16 protein-coding genes are annotated in these 17891 nt (G+C 73.6%); 9 read left to right on the forward strand and 7 right to left on the reverse strand.

Features of this window, described 5'->3' with window-relative positions; translation table 11 throughout:
• A partial coding sequence (locus ACWCYO_RS03640; protein ID WP_449783217.1) for an alpha/beta hydrolase occupies positions 1-1202 on the reverse strand: 1202 nt, incomplete at its 3' end.
• Positions 1203-1512: 310 nt separating this feature from the next.
• On the opposite strand from ACWCYO_RS03640, the gene ACWCYO_RS03645 reads away from it, so the two are divergent.
• From ACWCYO_RS03645 to ACWCYO_RS03660, 4 genes are read left to right on the forward strand one after another with little or no spacing between them, the layout of a single operon-like run.
• Entirely contained in the window at positions 1513-2532 is a 1020-nt protein-coding gene (locus ACWCYO_RS03645) for a sugar ABC transporter substrate-binding protein (RefSeq protein ID WP_270142143.1), read from the forward strand.
• Positions 2529-3569, forward strand: a complete 1041-nt coding sequence (locus ACWCYO_RS03650) for an ABC transporter permease (protein ID WP_270142142.1) — start codon at positions 2529-2531, stop codon at positions 3567-3569. Before ACWCYO_RS03645 ends, ACWCYO_RS03650 begins: the two co-directional genes overlap by 4 nt.
• On the forward strand, positions 3566-4477 hold the full coding sequence (locus tag ACWCYO_RS03655) for an ATP-binding cassette domain-containing protein (protein ID WP_449783218.1): 912 nt from the start codon (positions 3566-3568) through the stop codon (positions 4475-4477). Before ACWCYO_RS03650 ends, ACWCYO_RS03655 begins: the two co-directional genes overlap by 4 nt.
• Complete coding sequence (locus ACWCYO_RS03660; RefSeq protein WP_405000602.1) at positions 4474-5580, forward strand: ROK family glucokinase; 1107 nt, start codon at positions 4474-4476, stop codon at positions 5578-5580. The genes ACWCYO_RS03655 and ACWCYO_RS03660 overlap by 4 nt, the downstream gene beginning before the upstream one ends.
• A gap of 114 nt (positions 5581-5694) precedes the next feature.
• Here the strand turns inward: ACWCYO_RS03660 and ACWCYO_RS03665 are convergent, their stop codons facing one another.
• On the reverse strand, positions 5695-6375 hold the full coding sequence (locus ACWCYO_RS03665; RefSeq protein WP_449783219.1) for a hypothetical protein: 681 nt from the start codon (positions 6373-6375) through the stop codon (positions 5695-5697).
• Positions 6376-6668: 293 nt separating this feature from the next.
• Here ACWCYO_RS03665 and ggt point away from each other — a divergent pair, with 293 nt between their 5' ends.
• The 3 genes from ggt to ACWCYO_RS03680 all read left to right on the forward strand — a co-directional run bounded on the left by ggt (position 6669) and on the right by ACWCYO_RS03680 (position 10256).
• Positions 6669-8465 carry a gamma-glutamyltransferase gene (ggt, locus tag ACWCYO_RS03670; RefSeq protein ID WP_449783220.1) on the forward strand — a complete coding sequence of 599 codons (1797 nt, stop codon included), beginning with the start codon at positions 6669-6671 and terminating at the stop codon, positions 8463-8465.
• 224 nt (positions 8466-8689) lie between these two features.
• Positions 8690-9493 carry an exodeoxyribonuclease III gene (locus ACWCYO_RS03675; RefSeq protein ID WP_449783221.1) on the forward strand — a complete coding sequence of 268 codons (804 nt, stop codon included), beginning with the start codon at positions 8690-8692 and terminating at the stop codon, positions 9491-9493.
• Positions 9494-9668: 175 nt separating this feature from the next.
• Complete coding sequence (locus ACWCYO_RS03680) at positions 9669-10256, forward strand: hypothetical protein (RefSeq protein ID WP_449783222.1); 588 nt, start codon at positions 9669-9671, stop codon at positions 10254-10256.
• A 105-nt stretch (positions 10257-10361) separates the two neighbouring features.
• On the opposite strand, the gene ACWCYO_RS03685 is transcribed toward ACWCYO_RS03680, so the two are convergent.
• Complete coding sequence (locus tag ACWCYO_RS03685) at positions 10362-11069, reverse strand: lysoplasmalogenase (RefSeq protein ID WP_449783223.1); 708 nt, start codon at positions 11067-11069, stop codon at positions 10362-10364.
• 233 nt (positions 11070-11302) lie between these two features.
• Here ACWCYO_RS03685 and ACWCYO_RS03690 point away from each other — a divergent pair, with 233 nt between their 5' ends.
• The gene (locus tag ACWCYO_RS03690) at positions 11303-13114 is read left to right on the forward strand and encodes a DUF2398 family protein (protein WP_270142131.1); all 1812 of its coding nucleotides are present in this window, start codon (positions 11303-11305) and stop codon (positions 13112-13114) included.
• Positions 13115-13224: 110 nt separating this feature from the next.
• Here the strand turns inward: ACWCYO_RS03690 and ACWCYO_RS03695 are convergent, their stop codons facing one another.
• The 4 genes from ACWCYO_RS03695 to ACWCYO_RS03710 all read right to left on the reverse strand — a co-directional run bounded on the left by ACWCYO_RS03695 (position 13225) and on the right by ACWCYO_RS03710 (position 16376).
• The gene (locus ACWCYO_RS03695) at positions 13225-14598 is read right to left on the reverse strand and encodes an FAD-dependent oxidoreductase (RefSeq protein WP_449783224.1); all 1374 of its coding nucleotides are present in this window, start codon (positions 14596-14598) and stop codon (positions 13225-13227) included.
• 138 nt (positions 14599-14736) lie between these two features.
• On the reverse strand, positions 14737-14916 hold the full coding sequence (locus ACWCYO_RS03700) for a hypothetical protein (protein WP_270142127.1): 180 nt from the start codon (positions 14914-14916) through the stop codon (positions 14737-14739).
• 238 nt (positions 14917-15154) lie between these two features.
• Positions 15155-15568 (reverse strand): MerR family transcriptional regulator, encoded by a 414-nt coding sequence (locus tag ACWCYO_RS03705; RefSeq protein ID WP_449783225.1) that lies wholly within the window; start codon positions 15566-15568, stop codon positions 15155-15157.
• A 28-nt stretch (positions 15569-15596) separates the two neighbouring features.
• Positions 15597-16376 (reverse strand): alpha/beta fold hydrolase, encoded by a 780-nt coding sequence (locus ACWCYO_RS03710; RefSeq protein ID WP_270142125.1) that lies wholly within the window; start codon positions 16374-16376, stop codon positions 15597-15599.
• 260 nt (positions 16377-16636) lie between these two features.
• Here ACWCYO_RS03710 and ACWCYO_RS03715 point away from each other — a divergent pair, with 260 nt between their 5' ends.
• A complete protein-coding gene (locus ACWCYO_RS03715) occupies positions 16637-17884 on the forward strand; it encodes a sulfite oxidase (protein WP_449783226.1) in 1248 nt (415 codons plus the stop codon).
• The last annotated feature ends 7 nt before the right edge of the window (positions 17885-17891 follow it).

Here is a 17891-nt window from a genome sequence, read left to right on the forward strand (position 1 = left end):
GGGCACGGGCGGCGGGCGGTGCTGGTGTCACTGACGGCGGCCGGGCACGAGCTGGTCGAGCAGTCCGTGGACGTGGTGCTCGGCCGGGAGGCGCGCCACTCGAAGGCGCTCGGCACCATCCGCTTCCACATGTCGGTGGTGTGCGGACCGGTGCTCTCCTCGACCTGGATCTTGGTCGGGTCCTTGGCCGCGGCGGCGATCGCCTGGCCGTCCTCGTAGCCGTCGCCCTTGGCGCCGCTGACCAGCAGGGCGACCTTCGGCGGCTGCTGGGCGGTCTTGAGGATGTTGACCGGGTTGTTGGCCTCGCGCAGCTTCGGGTCCTTGCCGACCAGCGAGTCGGGCTCGCTCGCGGGGTCGTTGTAGCCGGACATCGCGATGCCGGCCCGGTAGCGGTTGGGGTGGGCCAGCGACAGCTTGGCCGCGCAGTGGGCGCCGGCCGAGTAGCCGGCGATCGCCCAGCGGTCCGAGGACGGGTCGGCGCGGAAGTTGTCCATCACCATCTGCGGGACGTCGCGGGTGATCCAGGCGTCCGCGTTGATCTTGCCGGGGATGTCGGTGCAGCCCGCGTCCTGGTGGCTGCCCAGCAGCAGGGTGCGCGGCGAGACCAGGATGAACGGCGCGACCTTGCCCTGCTGCATCAGCGGCTTGAGCTGCTCGGAGACCTTGAGGGTGCCGTACCAGGTGGAGGAGGAGCCCGGGTAGCCCGGGATCAGTTCGACCACCGGGAACTTCTTGTCCTTGAACGCCGGGTCGTTGTACTGCGGCGGCAGCCAGACCAGCACCTCGCCGTCGACACCGGACACCTGGCCCTTGAGCTCGGTCTTCTGGACGTCGCCGGGCACCGCCGGGTCGTTCACGCCGCCGAACTTCTGCAGCACCTTCGGGGCCTGCTTGCCGTCGCCTGACTGGCCGTTCTGGGCGTTGCCCGCCGGGTCCACCGGCGGGACCGAGGGCACCGCGCGGACGTGGTCACCGGTGCCGAGCAGGTCGTCCCAGTTGCCGTAGATCAGGTTCGCGTTGTTCACCATCACGAAGACCATCAGCACGGCCGTGACCTGGCAGAACATGATCATGACGATCCGGGACAGGGTGCGCACCGGCTGGGGGCCGCGCACCTTCCCCCAGAACAGCAGCGCCACTGTGATGGACACCGGCACAAGGATGACGGTGAGGATGAAGAATGGCGTACCTGTCAGTTCCATCAAGTTCTCGTATCCGGGTCGCTCGCCGCCCGGGCCCCAGTCGCCCGAACGCACGTCAATGGCATCAGACGGCAGGGAACCGAGGATCGGTTGCCGTCCGAATCTGTGCGGAACCTGAGAGGAACATCACGTTTCCGAGGTGTTCCAGCTTCGGGTCGGCGCCTAGTCTGTCACCCGGATGGCCGTGCTCCGGACCAGATGTCCAGCGAACTTCCAGGAAGGTCCCCCGGGGCACCTTACCTCCCGGGCCGTTCGCGCCGCCGGGCGAGGCGGTGCGATCCCGCGCAATGGGGCCAGAGAGACTATGGGGATGAGCACAACCCGCTTTCGCCCGTCCCGCCGCTTCTGGCCCGTGTGCGCCGTCCTGGCCCTCGCGGTCACCGCGGCCGGTTGCAGCAGTACCGGAGGCAGACGCGCCGAGGAGGCCCGCGCCAAGGCCGCGGCCGCCGGTGGCAGCGCCGTCACCACCCCGCGCTGGAAGGTCGCCATGGTGACCCACGCCGGCGCCGGGGACGCCTTCTGGGACAGCGTGCGCAAGGGCGCCGAGCAGGCCGCCGCCAAGGACAACATCACCTTCCTGTACTCCAACGACGCGCAGACCCAGAACCAGGTCCAGCTCGTCCAGGCCGCCATCGACCAGAAGGTCGACGGCCTGCTGGTCACCCTCGCCAAGGGCGACGCGATGGCCGACGTCCTGGGCAAGGCCAAGGCGGCCGGCATCCCGGTGATCACGATCAATTCCGGTCAGGAGTTCTCCGCGAAGTTCGGCGCGCTGACCCACATCGGTCAGGACGAGAACTCGGCCGGTCAGGCGGCCGGTGCGGAGCTGGCCTCCCGCGGCCGCAAGAACGTGCTCTGCGTGATCCACGAGCAGGGCAACGTCGGCCAGGAGGAGCGCTGCTCGGGCGCCCGGTCCAAGGCCGGCGGCGGCTTCCAGGTGCTCTACGTGAACGGCGTCGACATGCCCGACGCCCGGGCGGCGATCTCCGCCAAGCTCCAGGCCGACCCCTCCATCGACACCGTGCTCACCCTCTCCGGCCCGATGGCCGCCACCGGGCTGCAGGCCGTCCAGGACGCCCACCGCAGCGTCGAGCTGGACACCTTCGACCTGGGACCGCAGGTGGTGGCCGGGCTCAAGTCCGGCAGCGTCGGCTTCGCCGTCGACCAGCAGCCCTACCTCCAGGGCTACGAGGGCGTCGACCTGCTGTGGCTGTACAAGTCCAACCTGGACATGCTCGGCGGCGGCAAGCCCGTCGCGACCGGCCCGCAGATCCTGACCAAGGACGACGCCGACGCGCTCGCCGAGTACGTCGCGAGGGGGACCAGGTGAGCGCCCCGACCACCCCCGACCTGCTCGTCCAGGACCGCCCCGCGGCCCTGCGGCGGCTCCTCGCCCGCCCCGAGCTCGGCTCGCTGATCGCCGCCGCCGCGGTGTTCGCGGTCTTCGCCGCCGCCGCCGAGCCCTTCCTGCGGGTCTCCTCGCTGGGCACCGTGCTCTACGCGGCCTCCACCATCGGGATCATGGCGGTGCCGGTCTCGCTGCTGATGATCGGCGGCGAGTTCGACCTGTCGGCCGGCGTGCTGGTCACCACCGCCGCGCTGACCTCCTCGATGGTCTCGTACCAGTTCACCGCCGTCACCTGGGTCGGCGTCCTGGTCTCGCTGGCGACCACGCTGGCGATCGGCTGGTTCAACGGCTGGATGCTCGGCCGCACCAAGCTGCCCAGCTTCATCGTCACCCTGGGCACCTTCCTGATGCTGACCGGCGCCAACCTCGGCGTCACCAAGGCCGTCTCCGGGACGGTCTCCACCAAGTCGATCGCCGACATGCAGGGCTTCGAGACCTGCCGCTGGCTGTTCGCCTCCGAGCTGAACGTCGGCGGGCTGACCATCAAGGCCACCGTCTGGTGGTGGCTCGGCCTGCTCGCGGTCGGCAGCTGGGTACTGCTGCGCACCCGCTTCGGGAACTGGATCTTTGCCGTCGGCGGCGACGCGGCCGCCGCCCGCGCGGTCGGCGTGCCGGTCGCCCGGACCAAGACGGTGCTCTACCTGGGCGTCGGCTTCGGCGCCTGGGTGCTCGGGCAGCACCTGCTGTTCTCCTTCGACACCGTGCAGTCCGGCGAGGGCGTCGGCAACGAGCTGATCTACATCGTCGCGGCGGTCATCGGCGGCTGCCTGATCACCGGCGGCTACGGCTCGGTGGTCGGCTCCGCGCTCGGCGCGCTGATCTTCGGCATGGCCGGCAAGGGGATCATCTACGCCCAGTGGAACCCGGACTGGTTCAAGTTCTTCCTCGGCGCGATGCTGCTGCTGGCCGCGCTGCTCAACGCCTACGTCAAGCGCCGGGCGGAACGGGGGCCGCGATGAGCACCGAACTCTCCGCCGGCGGCGAGCTGCTGTCCCTGGTGGACGTCGGCAAGACCTACGGGACGGTCCGGGCACTGCAGGACGTCTCGCTGACCCTGCGGGCAGGCGAGATCAGCTGCGTGCTCGGCGACAACGGGGCCGGCAAGTCCACCCTGATCAAGATCATCGCCGGGCTGCACCAGCACGACGAGGGCACCTACACCGTCGGCGGCGAGGAGGTCCGGCTCGACTCCCCGCGCCAGGCCCTGGACCGCGGCATCGCCACCGTCTACCAGGACCTCGCCGTCGTCCCGCTGATGCCGGTGTGGCGCAACTTCTTCCTCGGCTCCGAACGGGGCATGCGCCGCTGGGGCGGCCTGCGGCTGGACGCCGACGGCATGCGCGCCACCACCCGCGAGGCGCTCGCCAGGATGGGCATCGACCTGCACGACGTCGACCGGCCGATCGGCACCCTCTCCGGCGGGCAGCGCCAGTGCGTGGCGATCGCCCGCGCCGTGCACTTCGGTGCCAAGGTGCTCGTCCTGGACGAGCCGACCGCGGCGCTCGGCGTCAAGCAGTCCGGGGTGGTGCTCAAGTACGTCACCGCGGCCCGCGACGCCGGGCTCGGGGTCGTCCTGATCACCCACAACCCGCACCACGCCTACCTGGTCGGCGACCACTTCACCCTGCTCAAGCGGGGGCGGATGGCCGGCAGCCACCCGCGCGCCCAGATCAGCCTGGAACAGCTGACCACCGAGATGGCCGGCGGATCCGACCTCGCCGAGCTCTCGCACGAGCTGGCCCGGCCGTCCGTCGCCGAATCCTTTGATGTCCCTGAGACCCCTGAGAGCTCTGAGACCTCTGAGTTCCCTGAGGCCTCTGAGATTCCTGAGACCCGCGAGACCCGTGAGGAGCGTCCGCAGCCGTGACCAGCCCCCAAGGCAACACCCGGCCGGCCGTCCTGCCCACCCTGCTCGGCCTCGGCCCGCGCGCCGAGCGCCGTCGCCGCGCGCTGCCCGCGGGGATACTGCGGCTGCCCACCATCGGCGTCGACATCGGCGGCACCAAGGTGGTCGCGGGGGTCGTCGACGGCGAGGGGAAGGTGCTGGAGAAGCTGCGCACCGACACCCCGCACAAGAGCAAGAGCGCCAAGGTCGTCGAGGACGTCATCGTCGAGCTGGTGCTCGAGCTCGCCGACCGGCACGACGTCCACGCGGTCGGCGTCGGCGCGGCCGGCTGGGTCGACGCCGACCGCTCCCGGGTGCTCTTCGCCCCCCACCTCAACTGGCGCAACGAGCCGCTCCAGCAGGCGCTCAGCGAGCGGCTGCGCTTCCCGGTGATCGTGGAGAACGACGCCAACGCCGCCGCCTGGGCCGAGTGGCGCTTCGGCGCCGGGCGCGGCGAGGACCACATGGTGATGCTCACCCTGGGCACCGGCATCGGCGGCGCGGTCGTCCGGGACGGCTACGTCGACCGGGGCAAGTACGGTCTGGCGGGCGAGTTCGGGCACATGCAGGTGGTGCCCGGCGGGCACCGCTGCCCGTGCGGCAACCGCGGCTGCTGGGAGCAGTACTCCTCCGGCAACGCGCTGGTGCGGGACGCGCGCGAACTGGTCGCCGAGGAGTCGCCGGTGGTGCAGCCGCTGCTCGCCCGCGCCGGCGGGACGGTCGAGGGCATCACCGGGCCGCTGGTCACCGAGGCCGCCCAGGCCGGCGACCCGACCGCCATCGAGCTGCTCTACGAGGTCGGCACCTGGCTCGGCGTCGGCATCGCCAACCTCGCCGCCGGCCTCGACCCGGGGCGCTTCGTCATCGGCGGCGGCGTCTCCGAGGCCGGCGACCTGCTCCTCGGCCCGGCCCGGGACACCTTCCGCCGCACCCTGACCGGCCGCGGCTTCCGCCCCGAGGCGACCATCGTCCACGCCGCCCTCGGCAACGAGGCCGGCCTGGTCGGCGCCGCCGACCTGGCCCGCCAGGTGGCCCGGCGGTTCCGGACCATCAAGCGGCGGCGGGTGGAGCGCAGCGCGCTGTAGCGGGCGGGGCGGAACGGCGGACAGATGACAACTTTCAGATGACGGATTTCAGCGAACAGACAACGTTATCTGTTCGCTGAAATCTGTCAGCCGTCAGCCGTCAGCCGTCAGCCGTCAGCCGGCCGACTTCCAGCGGTCCCGGCCGTCCGTGCCGGGGCCGCAGATCATCGGGGTGCCCTTCGTGGTGACACCGGTCGCGCCGGCCGGGGAGCAGAAGGCCCCTGGACGGACGGTTGCGGCGGAGCCCCCTCCCGAGCCGGACCCGCCGGAGTCGGATCCGCCGGACGTCGAGCCCCCTGAGCCGGATCCTCCCGAGCTGGACCCGCCCGAGCTGCTCGCGCCGCCACCAGTGGACGAGCTACTTCCACCGGTGCCCGGGTCGGCCGACTGGGCGGTCGGATGCGGGGCGGGCTCGGGTGCGGCCGCGGCCGGTGGCTCGGTGTGGTTCTGCGGGGCCTGGCTCGGCGCGACCGGTTCCGGGGTGGCGGTGACCGTCGGAGTCCCGGCCGGGGTCGGCGTCCCCGTCGGCGTCGGGTCCGGCGTGGTCGACGGCGTGGTCGACGGCGACGGCGTGGTGGACGGCGTCGGTGTGGCGGACGGGCCGGCCGTCGCCGCGACCGGCGCGGGGGTGGGTGCGGGGGTGGTCGGCTGGGGGCCGACCAGTGCGCCGAGCCACACCAGGCTGCAGAACGCCGCGAGCACCGTGCTGGTGAGCTTGCGCCAGAGCGGTCGGGGCCAGGTCCAGGCGATCGCGAAGGCCGCGACCGGGAACACCAGGAAGCTGGCGGCATGCACCCCGCGGTGCTGCCACCAGGGGCGGTGCGGCGGAACTGCTGGTGGCTGGGAGGGAGGTGGCGGAATCACGGAGGAGCCGGATCCTTCTGTGATGAGGTCGTGGCGAACCATCAGACCGTATATGGATCACATAAAGAGACGTTCCGGATTGTTTGGAACCGAATCCGGAACGTGACCTTCGATGTCGGAGCCATCGCCACGTCAACTACCCGTTGGTAGCTATGTGGTGTGGTTGTCGGATCATCCCTCCTGTGGAACAACTGATGAGTTGACGTCGACTCAGGAGGACTCGGATGAGGGCTCTGACCCGTCTCGCGCCATCACTGCTGCTCGCCAACGCACTGCTCTGGGCCACCACCGGGCCGGCCGGGGCCGCGGCGGCGCCGCCCAAGGTGCCGGAGGCGGTGGGGTGGGGCGGAGCAGTGGCGACCGTGGACGCCGATGCCACGGCCGCCGGGATCGAGGTGCTGCGCAAGGGCGGGAACGCGGTGGACGCGGCGGTGGCGGCCGCCGCGGCGCTCGGGGTGACCGAGCCGTACTCGTCCGGGATCGGCGGCGGCGGGTACTTCGTCTACTACGACCACGCCACCGGCCGGGTGCACACCATCGACGGCCGCGAGGTGGCCGGTCGCACCGCCGACAGCGGGCTGTTCCTGGAGGACGGCAAGCCGCTCGCCTTCGCCGACGCCGTCACCAGCGGCCTGTCCGTGGGCGTCCCGGGCACCCCCGCCACCTGGGACTCCGCGCTGCGCCAGTGGGGCACCCGCTCGCTCGGACAGACCCTGGAACCCGCCGAGCGGATCGCCGAGAACGGTTTCGTCGTCGACGCCACCTTCCGCGGCCAGACCGCCGACAACTACGACCGGTTCAAGGACTTCCCGGCCACCGCCAAGCTCTTCCTGCCGAACGGCAAGCCCCCGGAGGTCGGTTCCGTCCTGCGCAACCCCGACCTCGCCGCGACCTACAAGCTGCTCGCCAAGGACGGCGTGAAGGCCTTCTACCAGGGCGAGTTGGCCCAGGACATCGCCAACACCCTGCAGCACCCGCCGGTCGACCCGGCCTCCGGCCGCAAGGCCCGCCCCGGAAAGGTCGACACCGCCGACCTGGCCGGCTACCGGGTCCGCAGCCAGGCGCCCACCCACGTCGCCTACCGCGACTACGACGTCTACTCGATGGCCCCCTCCAGCTCCGGCGGTACCACCGTCGGCGAGGCGCTGAACATCCTCGAGGACGGCGACCTCTCGGACTACGGCAGCACGCAGTACTACCACCACTTCCTGGAGGCCTCGCGGATCGCCTTCGCCGACCGCAACCGCTGGGTCGGCGACCCGGCCTTCAGCGACGTCCCGACCAAGCAGCTGCTCTCCGAGCGCTACGCCGCCTCCCGGGCCTGCCTGATCAGCCCCGACCACGCCCTCACCAGCCCGCTCGCCCCAGGCGACCCGCGCCACCCGGCCGACTGCGCCGACACCGGGCAGGCCGTCGCCGAGCCGTACGAGGGCCCCAACACCACCCACCTGACGGTGGCGGACCGCTGGGGCAACATCGTCTCGTACACCCTCACCATCGAGCAGACCGGCGGCAGCGGCATCACCGTCCCGGGTCGGGGCTTCCTGCTCAACAACGAGCTGACCGACTTCGACTTCGCCCCGCTCACCGTCGGCGTCCCCGACCCGAACCTGCCCGGTCCGGGCAAGCGGCCGCGCTCCTCGATGTCCCCGACCATCGTGCTGCGCGACGGGGAGCCGCTGCTGGCCACCGGCAGCCCCGGCGGCGCGACCATCATCACCACCACCCTGCAGGTGCTGCTCGGCCGCCTCGATCGGGGGCTGAGCCTGGAGCAGGCCATCGCCGCCCCGCGCGCCAGCCAGCGCAACACCGCCGCCACCCAGGCCGAGCCGGGCTTCCTGGCCCTGCCGGAGCGGGCCGAGCTGGAGGCCCTCGGGCAAAAGTTCGCCGGCGGCGGCGAGATCGGCGCCGCCACCGGTGTGGAACGGCTGCCGGACGGCCGCTGGGTGGCCGCCGCCGAACCGGTGCGGCGCGGCGGCGGCTCCGCTGCGGTGGTCCGGCCAGCTGGCGGGCAGCACTGAGCAGCCCGGCCGAACTGGGCAGGCCGGCGGCACTGAGCGGGCCGGCGGCACTGAGCGGGCCGGCGGCACTGAGCGGGCCGGCCGTACCGGCTCGTGCGGACGCCCGTCCCGGAGGCTGATCGGGCCGGGTTGTCGCTGCCGGGCGGTATGTTCGGGGTGGGTCTCCCTCCGGGGTGGGCCCACCCCCGTCCGTACCGACCGAACCACCGGGAAGGCCGCCCGCCGTGACCGTCCGCATCGCCACCTGGAACATCAACTCCGTCACCGCGCGGCTGCCCAAGCTCCTGGAGTGGCTGGAGAGCGCCGAGCCCGACGTGCTCTGCCTCCAGGAGCTCAAGTGCGCGGCCGACGCCTTCCCGTACGAGCAGGTCCGCGAGCTCGGCTACGAGACGGCGGCGCACGGCACCGGCCGGTGGAACGGCGTCGCCGTCGTCTCCCGGCTCGGCCTGGACGACGTCGTGCGCGGCCTGCCCGGTCAGCCCGGTTACCTGGCCGACGGCGCCCTGCTGCCCGAGGTCGAGCCGCGCGCCATCGCGGCCACTTGCGGACCGGTCCGGGTCTGGTCGGTGTACGTGCCCAACGGCCGCGAGGTCGGCCACGCCCACTACCGCTACAAGCTGGAGTGGCTGGAGGCGCTGCGCAAGGCCGCCGAAGAGGACGCGGCCGGTCCGCGCCCGTTCGCCGTCCTCGGCGACTTCAACATCGCCCCGACCGACGAGGACGTCTTCGACGTCGCCGCCTTCGAGGGCCTCACCCACGTCACCCCCGTCGAGCGCGCCGCGCTGGAGGCCCTCGGCGAGATCGGCCTGCACGACGTGCTGCCGCGCCCGCTGAAGTACGACCGTCCCTACACCTACTGGGACTACCGCCAGCTGGCGTTCCCGAAGAACCGGGGCATGCGGATCGACCTCACCTATGCCAACAAGCCCTTCGTCGATGCCGTCACCGACAGCTACGTCGACCGCGAGGCCCGCAAGGGCAAGGGCACCTCCGACCACGCCCCCGTCGTGGTGGACCTGGACCTCTGAGGCTCCGGCGCCCCGCCAACCAGTCACAGTGCGCGACGGGGTGTCGCTCGAACGGTCCTGAGCGGTGGCCGCGGGTGGAGTAGCTGCCTACCGTCGGTGAATGACCGGGTGCAGTTGAAACACCACGTGGACATGGGAGTCCCCGGCTGCGCCCGAGAATCCCGGAGGTTCCGGCATGCGCCCCATGCGTACGGCCGCCGCCGCCCTGATCGGCGCGACGGTGCTGACCGGTCTCACGGCCCCCCTTGCGGCAGCCAGGGACGGCGCGGCCTCGGTCAGCCCGTCCCAGGCCGCACCGGGCCAGACCGTGAGGGTCACGGTCTCCTGCGAGAAGTCGGACAAGCCCGACGCCAAGACCATCACCGCCCACTCCGCCGCGTTCGAGGGCGGCCCCGCGACCCTCACCCTGGGGTCCGACGGCAAGCACAGCGGCTCCGCCCGGCTGACCTCCCAGCACAACGGGAACAGCAAGGTCGACGGCACCTGCCCGGACGGCGGCGCCTTCTCCACCAGCGTCACGGTCACCACCGTCGCCGAGTCCGGCCCGGACAAGGGCCTCGGCGACTGGGGCAAGGCGGCCGGGGAGTGGGCCGGCTCGCTCGGCCAGTCCGGCGCCGGCAGCCAGCAGGTCGCCCCGCACGGCGCGGTCAAGACCGGCCTCGGAGGCTCGGTCGCGGCGAACCCGGCGGAGCTGGCGGGAGGGCTGGCCCTGGTCGCGGGCGGCCTCGGCGGCTTCTGGCTGCTCCGGAGGCGCAGTGCCTGACGGCCCCACCCCCTCCACGCCCGCGCGTCGCGCCGCCGGACCCTGACGGGACCGGCGGCGCTGCACTGCGTTCGGGCCTGTCCGGCGGATCATGCTGGCCAGGCCCTAGCCGGCCGCCCGCTCCTGCCGCTCCTCCTGCTGGAGGATGCCGCTGGCCAGCAGGTACTGGGCCAGCACGTACGTCGCCATGATCCAGAACTGATGCCCCGGCAGCTCGCGCCACTTCGCCAACTGGGTGGCGATCAGCGTGTCGGACAGCAGGAACAGCGCCCCGCCCAGCCCGGTCCGCCAGCCCAGCCCGGCCGAGGTGACGGCCGTCGAGGTGAGCAGCAGGCTGTAGCCGGCCACCGGGACCTTCAGCTCCCCGAGGTCCGGCCAGAGCTGACCGACCAGGCCCACCCAGGCCGTCGCGTACGCGGCCGCGACCACCAGGGCGCGCCGACGGTCGGTGAGCGCCCCGCGCTGGACGAACATCGTGACGTAGCAGACGTGCGCGGCCGCGAACGAACCCATGCCGGCCAGGAACGCGGTGTCGTTCTTCAGCTGAAGCAGCACGTCCCCGCCCGCGCTCGCCAGCAGCGCCGGGACCAGCAGCTTCGACGCCTCGCGCCCGGCAGCGGCCGCCGCCGACACGCTGTGCGCGGCCAGCAGCGGCATCAGCGCCGGCTTGGTGGCGTTCCGCAGCACCGAGGCCCCGGACAGGATCGAACCCAGGTGCGCCGCCGAGGTGGCCGCGTAGCCGCCGAGCAGGCCGGTGGCCGAACGCAGGCGCCCGCCGAGGCCGGCGGCGCGGGTGGTCGTACGGATGCTCATGCGGCGAGTGCCTCCGAGGTCGCTCGGCTGGGGGAACCACCGACCCTACGGGAGCCGACCAGGCGGGGGAAGTCCGGGTTACCGGTGCGTAACCCCGGTGGGGAACGGGAGGTGACGGCGCGGCCGGGAGAGCGGAGGGCGAGCGGCCGCTTCGACGGCTCCTGCGGAGACTTCCTCAGGAGGACGGTTGCTGCCACCGGGTGACCCGGTCACCGTCTAGTCTTGACCCCGACATGGAGCAGCAGGAGTACGCGGTCGGCGCCACCCGGGTGGCCGCCGGCAGGCCGGACGGACGCGCGGGCGGGGCAGGACGGGGGACCGCCGACGCCGTCCTCGCCGTACGCGAAGTCGAACGCGAAGCCGAACGCGGGTCCGACTCCACCGGCGTCGACCGTGCTGACGCCCACCGTGCCGATGCCGTGGCCTCCGTCGACGCCGTGGCCGTCGATGCGGTGGCCGAGCGGGGAGCTGACGACGCGCAGGCCCCCGTCGAAGGGCTCTCGCCCGACCCGGGACTGCTGCGGCTCGCCCACTGGTTCGCCGCCGCCACCCCCGGCACCGCCGACGACCTGTGCACCGCCTCCTTCGGCCTCTACCCGGCCCGCCACCTCGGCGCCGCCGCCGTACCCGCCGACCCCACCGTCAGCTGGTGGCACGGCCCGACGGCCCACGCCGCCGCCGTCCCGCGCGCCCGCGAGGCCCGCACCGACGGCGGCCTGCGCCGCGCCCGGCGCGACGCCGCCGCGCTGCCCGTCGTCCGGTCAGGTGCCAAGCAAGGCAGGCCCGGCAGGCACCGCAGGCCGGAGCGCGGCCGGGCGCTCCCTGAGCTGCCCCGTGACGTGCAGGATCGTTCCGACGAGGAACTCCCGGAGGCCGAACGCCGCATCGCCGCCCGGCTGCTGCTCGCCCACCCGCTGGTCACCGCCTCCGGCCCGCACGCCGAGGGCTTCCCGCTGATCCGCCGTCACCGCGACTGGCTCACCGAACGCTTCGACACCCTGCTCGGCTACCGCCTGGTCGTCGGCCCCTGGCACGCCCGGCTCTGCAAGGCCGGCCTCGGGCCCGGCGCCGCCCGCCGGCTCGAACACCCCGCCACCGGTGCCCCGTTCACCCCGGCCGGCTACGCCCAGCTCGCGCTCGCCCTGGCCCTGCTCGTCGACGCCCCCGAGCAACTCCCGTACGGGCGGTTGCTCGAGGCGATGCGGGCGGCCGCGCCCGACCTCGCGACCGAGGCGATCGAGGCGGCCGGCTCGGCGGGATCGGCGGGCATAGCGGCCCTCGACATGGCGCTCGCCGCGCTGGTCGACTGGCAGGTGTTGGGCGAACTGCCGGCCGACCCGGCAGACACCGCCTTCGTGCTGACCGTCGACCGCGAACTCGCCCGCGCCGTCCCGGCCGGCCCGCCCGCGCTGGCCGACGACGCCGCCGACCTCATCCGCCGCGCCGCCGAGGCCGAACCCGCCACCGCCGTGCGGCGACTCCTCGCCGAGGCGCCCGCCGTCCTCGCCGCCGACCTCCCCGAGGACCAGCGCGCCTGGCTGCACGAGCACCGGCACAGCGGCCCGGCCGCACTCGCGGAGTTCCTCGGACTGGAGGCCGAACTGCGCGCCGAGGGCGTCGCCCTGCTCGACCCGGCCGCCGAACTCACCGACCTCGCCCTCCCCGGCGCCGGTACCCTCGCCCAGGCCTCCCTGCTGCTGGTCGAGCGCCTGGTCGAGGAGGTCCGCCCGCTGCCCGGCGAGGCCACCGACGGCGACGTCCCGATCGCCGACGCGCTGATAGACGGGGTCCTCGGCGACATCGCCGACGACCACGGCCTCCCCGCCCGCTACCTCGCCGACCGCACAGCCCTGCGGCGCGACGCCCTCGACCTCCTCCACCGCCTCGGCCTGATCACCCCCACCCCCCGCACCACCTGGCTCCTCCGCCCCCCGGCCGCCCGCTACGCCCCGGCCCCCGACCTCCACCCCACCCCGGGCACCGGCCGCCACTCCCGCCCCACCCCCACCCTCCCGCCCCCGCCCCGCGAGGGACTGCGCACCTAGTCTGCGCTGCGCTTCGGCCACGGTGTCGGGCTGCGCCCGCCGGGCTGGGTTGCGCCTGCCGGGCCGGGCTGTGCCCGCCGGGCTGGTGGCCGCGCCGGGGGCGTGGTGGTTCAGGCCGGGATGAGGGCGTCCCACTGGGCGCGGGTCGGGCCGTCGTGGTGGGGGGTGAAGTCGGGGTGGGCGGCGAGCCAGGTGGTGACGGCCTGGTCGACTTCGGCGGTGGCGTAGGCCTCGTCGGGGGTTCGCACGAGGTGGCGTACGTGGGCGCGGGCCCGCATGACGACCGGGTCGTCGAAGGCGCAGGCGGCCAGGGCGGCGGTCCGGCGGTCCGGGAGGGCTGAACCGTCGGTGAGGCGTTGCTCGTTGGCGCGGTCGGCGGTCACCTGGGCGTCGAACCACGGGCGGAGGGTCTCGGTGGTCCAGGCGTGGTAGCCGGTCGGGTCCGCGGCGACCCGGTCGGTGTGGCCGGCCAGGTACTGGGCGGCGAGCAGGCCGAGGGCCACGCCGTGGCCGAGGGTGGGGTTGGTGTGGACCAGGCTGTCCCCGGCGTTGACCAGACCGGTCACGACGGGGCCGGTGCCGTCGGTGAGGGAGGTCCAGCGGTTGTCCAGGCCGGCCATCGCCAGGACGGGCGACTGGGGTTCGGGGTCGAGGTCGAGCCAGGCGGCGCAGGCGGGGAAGCGCCGGGAGACGGCCTCGAACACGGCGGGGTCGGTGAGTGCGCCGCGGGTCGGGTCACTCGTGGAGAGCACCATGCTCAGCGCGAAGGTGTCGTTGTCGGAGGGGAAGACGCCGGCGAGCGCGAACCCGGCGGCGGAGCCGGTCTTGACCCGCCCGGGGTCGCGCGGGCCGTCGGCGCGCAGGCGGTACCAGCGGCACACGTAGGTGATCCCGGTGCGGTGGCTGCCGACCACGGGCGGGCGGCAGCCGGCCGCGACCAGCCAGGCGGGGACGGGCGAGCGACGCCCGGCAGCGTCGACGACGAGGTCCGCCGGGTGGGTTCCGCTGTCCGTCCGCACGCCGGTGACCCGGGGAGGGTTCCCGTCCTGGACGGTGAGGCCGCGCACCCGGGAGCCTCGCCGCACCTCGACGGTGGGTTCCCGCCGTACGGCTGCGGTCAGGGCGGCTTCCAGCACGATGCGACGGGTGCGCAGGGTCACCAGTTCCTCGTCGCCGGGCCGGTGCGGGGGGTGCTCGTCGAACCAGTCGAAGTCGTGGTACTCCCGGGCTCCGCGGGCCAGCACGTCCGCGTAGACGTCGGGGGCCTCGGTGCGCAGCACGGTGCGGACGGGGGCGAGGAACGAATGGGGCTGGTCGGCCTGGGGGACCCGGGGCCGGTTCCAGTGGTAGAAGTCCCGGTCCAGGTCCTCTTCGGCCTGCCGCGTGTCCTGTTCGAACAAGGTGACCGGGTGGCCCCGCCGGCCGAGCATGAGTGCCGTCCCCAGCCCGCTGATACCGCCACCGATGATCGCAACCCGCGCCACTGCATCCCCTTCGCGTCGTGTTGCGGGACGATCTTAGTACTTGACGACCTTCGGTCAGGAAGTGGCCCTCGCGTCCGGTGCCGGAAAGGCGGAAGCACCGCGTCCGAGGGGGACGACGGTGCTGAGAGGAGCGGGCGGCTACTTGCTCGCGGTGGTGGTGGCGAGCGGGCCTTGCCGGACGGTCTCCACGGTGGCGCCGACACCGAGGGTGCCCAGGGCGATGGAGGCGAGGACGGCGGTGCAGGCGAGGAGGCGACGGTGGCGCTGGGGGAGCGGGAAGCGCGGTTCCTGGTAGGGCGCCTGAGGGCTGGCGTTCATGACAGGAAGGGTTCCAGGGCGGTGTGAACGGTCGGTACGCGCGGGTGAAGAACGGGCGGGGCTTGGGCGTCGGTTGGCCGCGTACGCCCCACCCGACCCGCGGCCGGGGCGTACGCGCTGGTCAGCGGGGCCGTCCGCGCTCGGCGGGTGGGACCTGGTCCCCGTCGGGCGCGCCTCGCCGACCGAGCCGCCCCGGTGGCCCGCCTCGCCGACCCGCCCCGGCGATCAAGCCCGGCGGTCAGGCCGCCTGCTCCGCGCTCGGCGCGTGCGCGGTCGCCAGGTAGTGGGAGAGCGCCCGGCGGCTGCGGGTGAGGTCGTCGATCCGGGCGTCCAGGTCGGCGAGTTCGCCGCGCAGGGTGGCGAGCAGGTCCGGACAGGCCGTCAGGGCCGGCGTCGGGCCGGTGGCGCAGGGCAGGATCTCGGCGATGACCCGGGTGGGCAGGCCGGCCGCGAGCAGGCTGCGGATCTGCCACACCCGTACGGTGTCCTCCTCGTCGTACTCGCGGTAGCCGGCCGTGGTGCGGGCGGGCCGGAGCAGGCCCTGCTCCTCGTAGTAGCGGAGCAGGCGGGCGGACACCCCGGTCAGGCGTGCGAGTTCTCCGATGCGCATGATCGGGCCAACGCGGGCCGCCGGCAGGGTGTTCCCGGGCACGCTGGCCCTCCCATCCCGGAATCCCGGGTCAGTCCTTCACGAACTCCATTGCCACCTCGCGCAGTTGGGGCATAGCCTCGACCATCGGCAGGTGCCCGCCGGGGAGTTCGACGAAACGGGCGCCGGGGATGCCCTCGGCCAGCAGGCGGTGCTGGGACGGCTGGACGAGCATGTCCTCGACGGTGCTGACGACCAGTGTGGGCACGGCTATCGAGGCCAGTTCGGCGCGGACGTCGGTCCGGGCGGCGAGCCGGAACTGCTGCGGGAAACCGGCCGGCAGCGGGGACCTGAGCCCCTCCCGCAGCACCGCGAACCGGTCGGCGGGCAGCGCGTCCACCCAGCTGTGGCCGAGGACGACGGTGAGCATCAGGTCGGCGAGCTCGGCGGGCCGGTCGCGGAGCCGGACCATGAGCTCGGCCAGCGCGCTCTGCCGCGCCGAACCGCCGGCCAGGCCCGCGATCAGCAGCAGCGAGCGGACCCGCTCGGGGTGGCGGGTGGCGATCCGGACGGCGACGGCGGCGCCCAGCGAGAAGCCGGCCAGGTCGAAGCGGTCGAGGCCCTCCTCGTCTGCGGCGGCGACCAGCCGGTCGGCGTACTCGTCCAGGGTCGGCTCGCCCGGCTCGTACGGGCTGTCGCCGGAGCCGGGGTAGTCGGGCGCGACGACGGTGCGGTGCGCGGCGAGGTCGGGCAGCAGCGGGCCCCAGTTGTCCCGGGCGCTGCCGCCGGCGCCGTGGGCGAGCAGCAGGCCGGGGCCGGAGCCCTGGACGATCCGGGCGAGCGGGGCGAAGGCGGGGGTGGTGGACGGCACGGGTGCTCCTCGGTGCTTGGTCGGTGGGATCCGATCGGTGGGACGGCGTGGCGTACTCAGCCGGACGGACCGCCCGGTGGGACGGGCTGCCCAGTCGGATGGGCCGCCCGTTCGAGCGGCGCTCGTTCCGACACCGGGAACGCTAGGTATTCACACCGGTGAGAAGGTCAAACGGAAGGCCCGGACGTCCGTCCCGGTCACGGAACGCGCCGGAGCCCCTACGCTGGGGTGTGGAGCGCCATCCGGACAGTGCCGTCCGGATGCCGCCGCGCTCCGCCGCCGGGGCGCTCGCCGTGCCCGCGACGGCCGCTCCGGTGTTCGCCCCGGGCCGGGCGGCCGCCGAGGAGGTGCCCAGGCCCGTGTCCGGAAGCGTCAACCCGCCCGGAAGCGTCAACCCGCCCGGAATCGTCAAACCGCTGCCTGCCCAGTGGTTCATCCAGCGCGACACCAACGCCGAGATGCGGTGGGAGGCGCTGCGCGACGCCGACGGCGAGGCCGCCTTCGGCCGTCACGTCCCGGTGGAACGGTTCTTCGTCCGCAACCACACCAGCACTCCGCTGATCGATCCGGTCGGCTGGCGGCTGAAGCTGTTCGGCAGCGGCCTGCGCGGTGCCCCGGCACCGGAGCGGGCCGTCGAGTTCACCCTCGACGACCTGCGCGCGCTGCCCGCCACCGGGATCCACGCGGTGATCGAGTGCGCCGGCAACGGCCGCAGCTACTTCCACCGCCAGCAGGGCCGGCACACCCCCGGCACGCCGTGGACGCTCGGCAGCATCGGCTCGGCGAGCTGGCGGGGCGTCCGGCTGGCCGAGGTGCTGCGGGCCGCCGGGCTGACCGACGGCGCGGTGGACGTGCTGCCGACCGGCCTGGACCCGGATTACGTCGTCGGCGCCACCAACCACGGCCCGGTGCGCCGCCCGCTGCCGATCGCCAAGGCGCTGGACGACACGCTGCTCGCGTACGAGATGAACGAGCAGCCGCTGACCCCCGATCACGGCGCGCCGGTGCGGCTGGTGGTGCCCGGCTGGGTCGGCATCGCCTCGATCAAGTGGGTCGGCAGCATCGAGGTCGCCGACCACCCGCTCCACTCGCCCTGGAACACCGAGTTCTACCGGATGTTCGGCCCCGGCCACCCGCCCGGCGGCGGGGCCGCGCTCACCACCCAGGTGGTCAAGTCCGCGTTCGAACTGGCCGAGGGCGCGCGGCTGGCGGCCGGGCGCGAGCACCGGCTGCACGGGCGGTCCTGGTCCGGCACGGCGCCGGTGCACCTGGTGGAGGTGAGCACCGACGGCGGCCTGAGCTGGCGGCCCGCCGAGCTGTCCGACGAGCCGTGCGCCGGCGACTGGACGCGCTGGAGCATCCTCTGGCGCCCCGAGCGGCCCGGCCGTCACGAGCTGCGCGCCCGCGCGACGGACCGCCGGGGCGTCACCCAGCCCGAACGGGAGGCCTTCAACCGTGAGGGCTACCTGTTCGGCGCGGTGGTGGCGCACCCGGTGACGGTGGTCTGAGCGCGCA

It is taken from the genome of Kitasatospora sp. NPDC001683 (genome assembly GCF_053596495.1).

What these genes read in the sequence shown, in the direction of transcription:
- ACWCYO_RS03700 (WP_270142127.1), bottom strand. Translation starts at nt 14,916, where the DNA reads ATGAACGCCAGCCCTCAGGCGCCCTACCAGGAACCGCGCTTCCCGCTC.
- ggt (WP_449783220.1), top strand. Translation starts at nt 6,669, where the DNA reads ATGAGGGCTCTGACCCGTCTCGCGCCATCACTGCTGCTCGCCAACGCA.
- ACWCYO_RS03655 (WP_449783218.1), top strand. Translation starts at nt 3,566, where the DNA reads ATGAGCACCGAACTCTCCGCCGGCGGCGAGCTGCTGTCCCTGGTGGAC.
- ACWCYO_RS03690 (WP_270142131.1), top strand. Translation starts at nt 11,303, where the DNA reads ATGGAGCAGCAGGAGTACGCGGTCGGCGCCACCCGGGTGGCCGCCGGC.
- ACWCYO_RS03685 (WP_449783223.1), bottom strand. Translation starts at nt 11,069, where the DNA reads ATGAGCATCCGTACGACCACCCGCGCCGCCGGCCTCGGCGGGCGCCTG.
- ACWCYO_RS03680 (WP_449783222.1), top strand. Translation starts at nt 9,669, where the DNA reads ATGCGCCCCATGCGTACGGCCGCCGCCGCCCTGATCGGCGCGACGGTG.
- ACWCYO_RS03715 (WP_449783226.1), top strand. Translation starts at nt 16,637, where the DNA reads ATGCCGCCGCGCTCCGCCGCCGGGGCGCTCGCCGTGCCCGCGACGGCC.
- ACWCYO_RS03645 (WP_270142143.1), top strand. Translation starts at nt 1,513, where the DNA reads ATGAGCACAACCCGCTTTCGCCCGTCCCGCCGCTTCTGGCCCGTGTGC.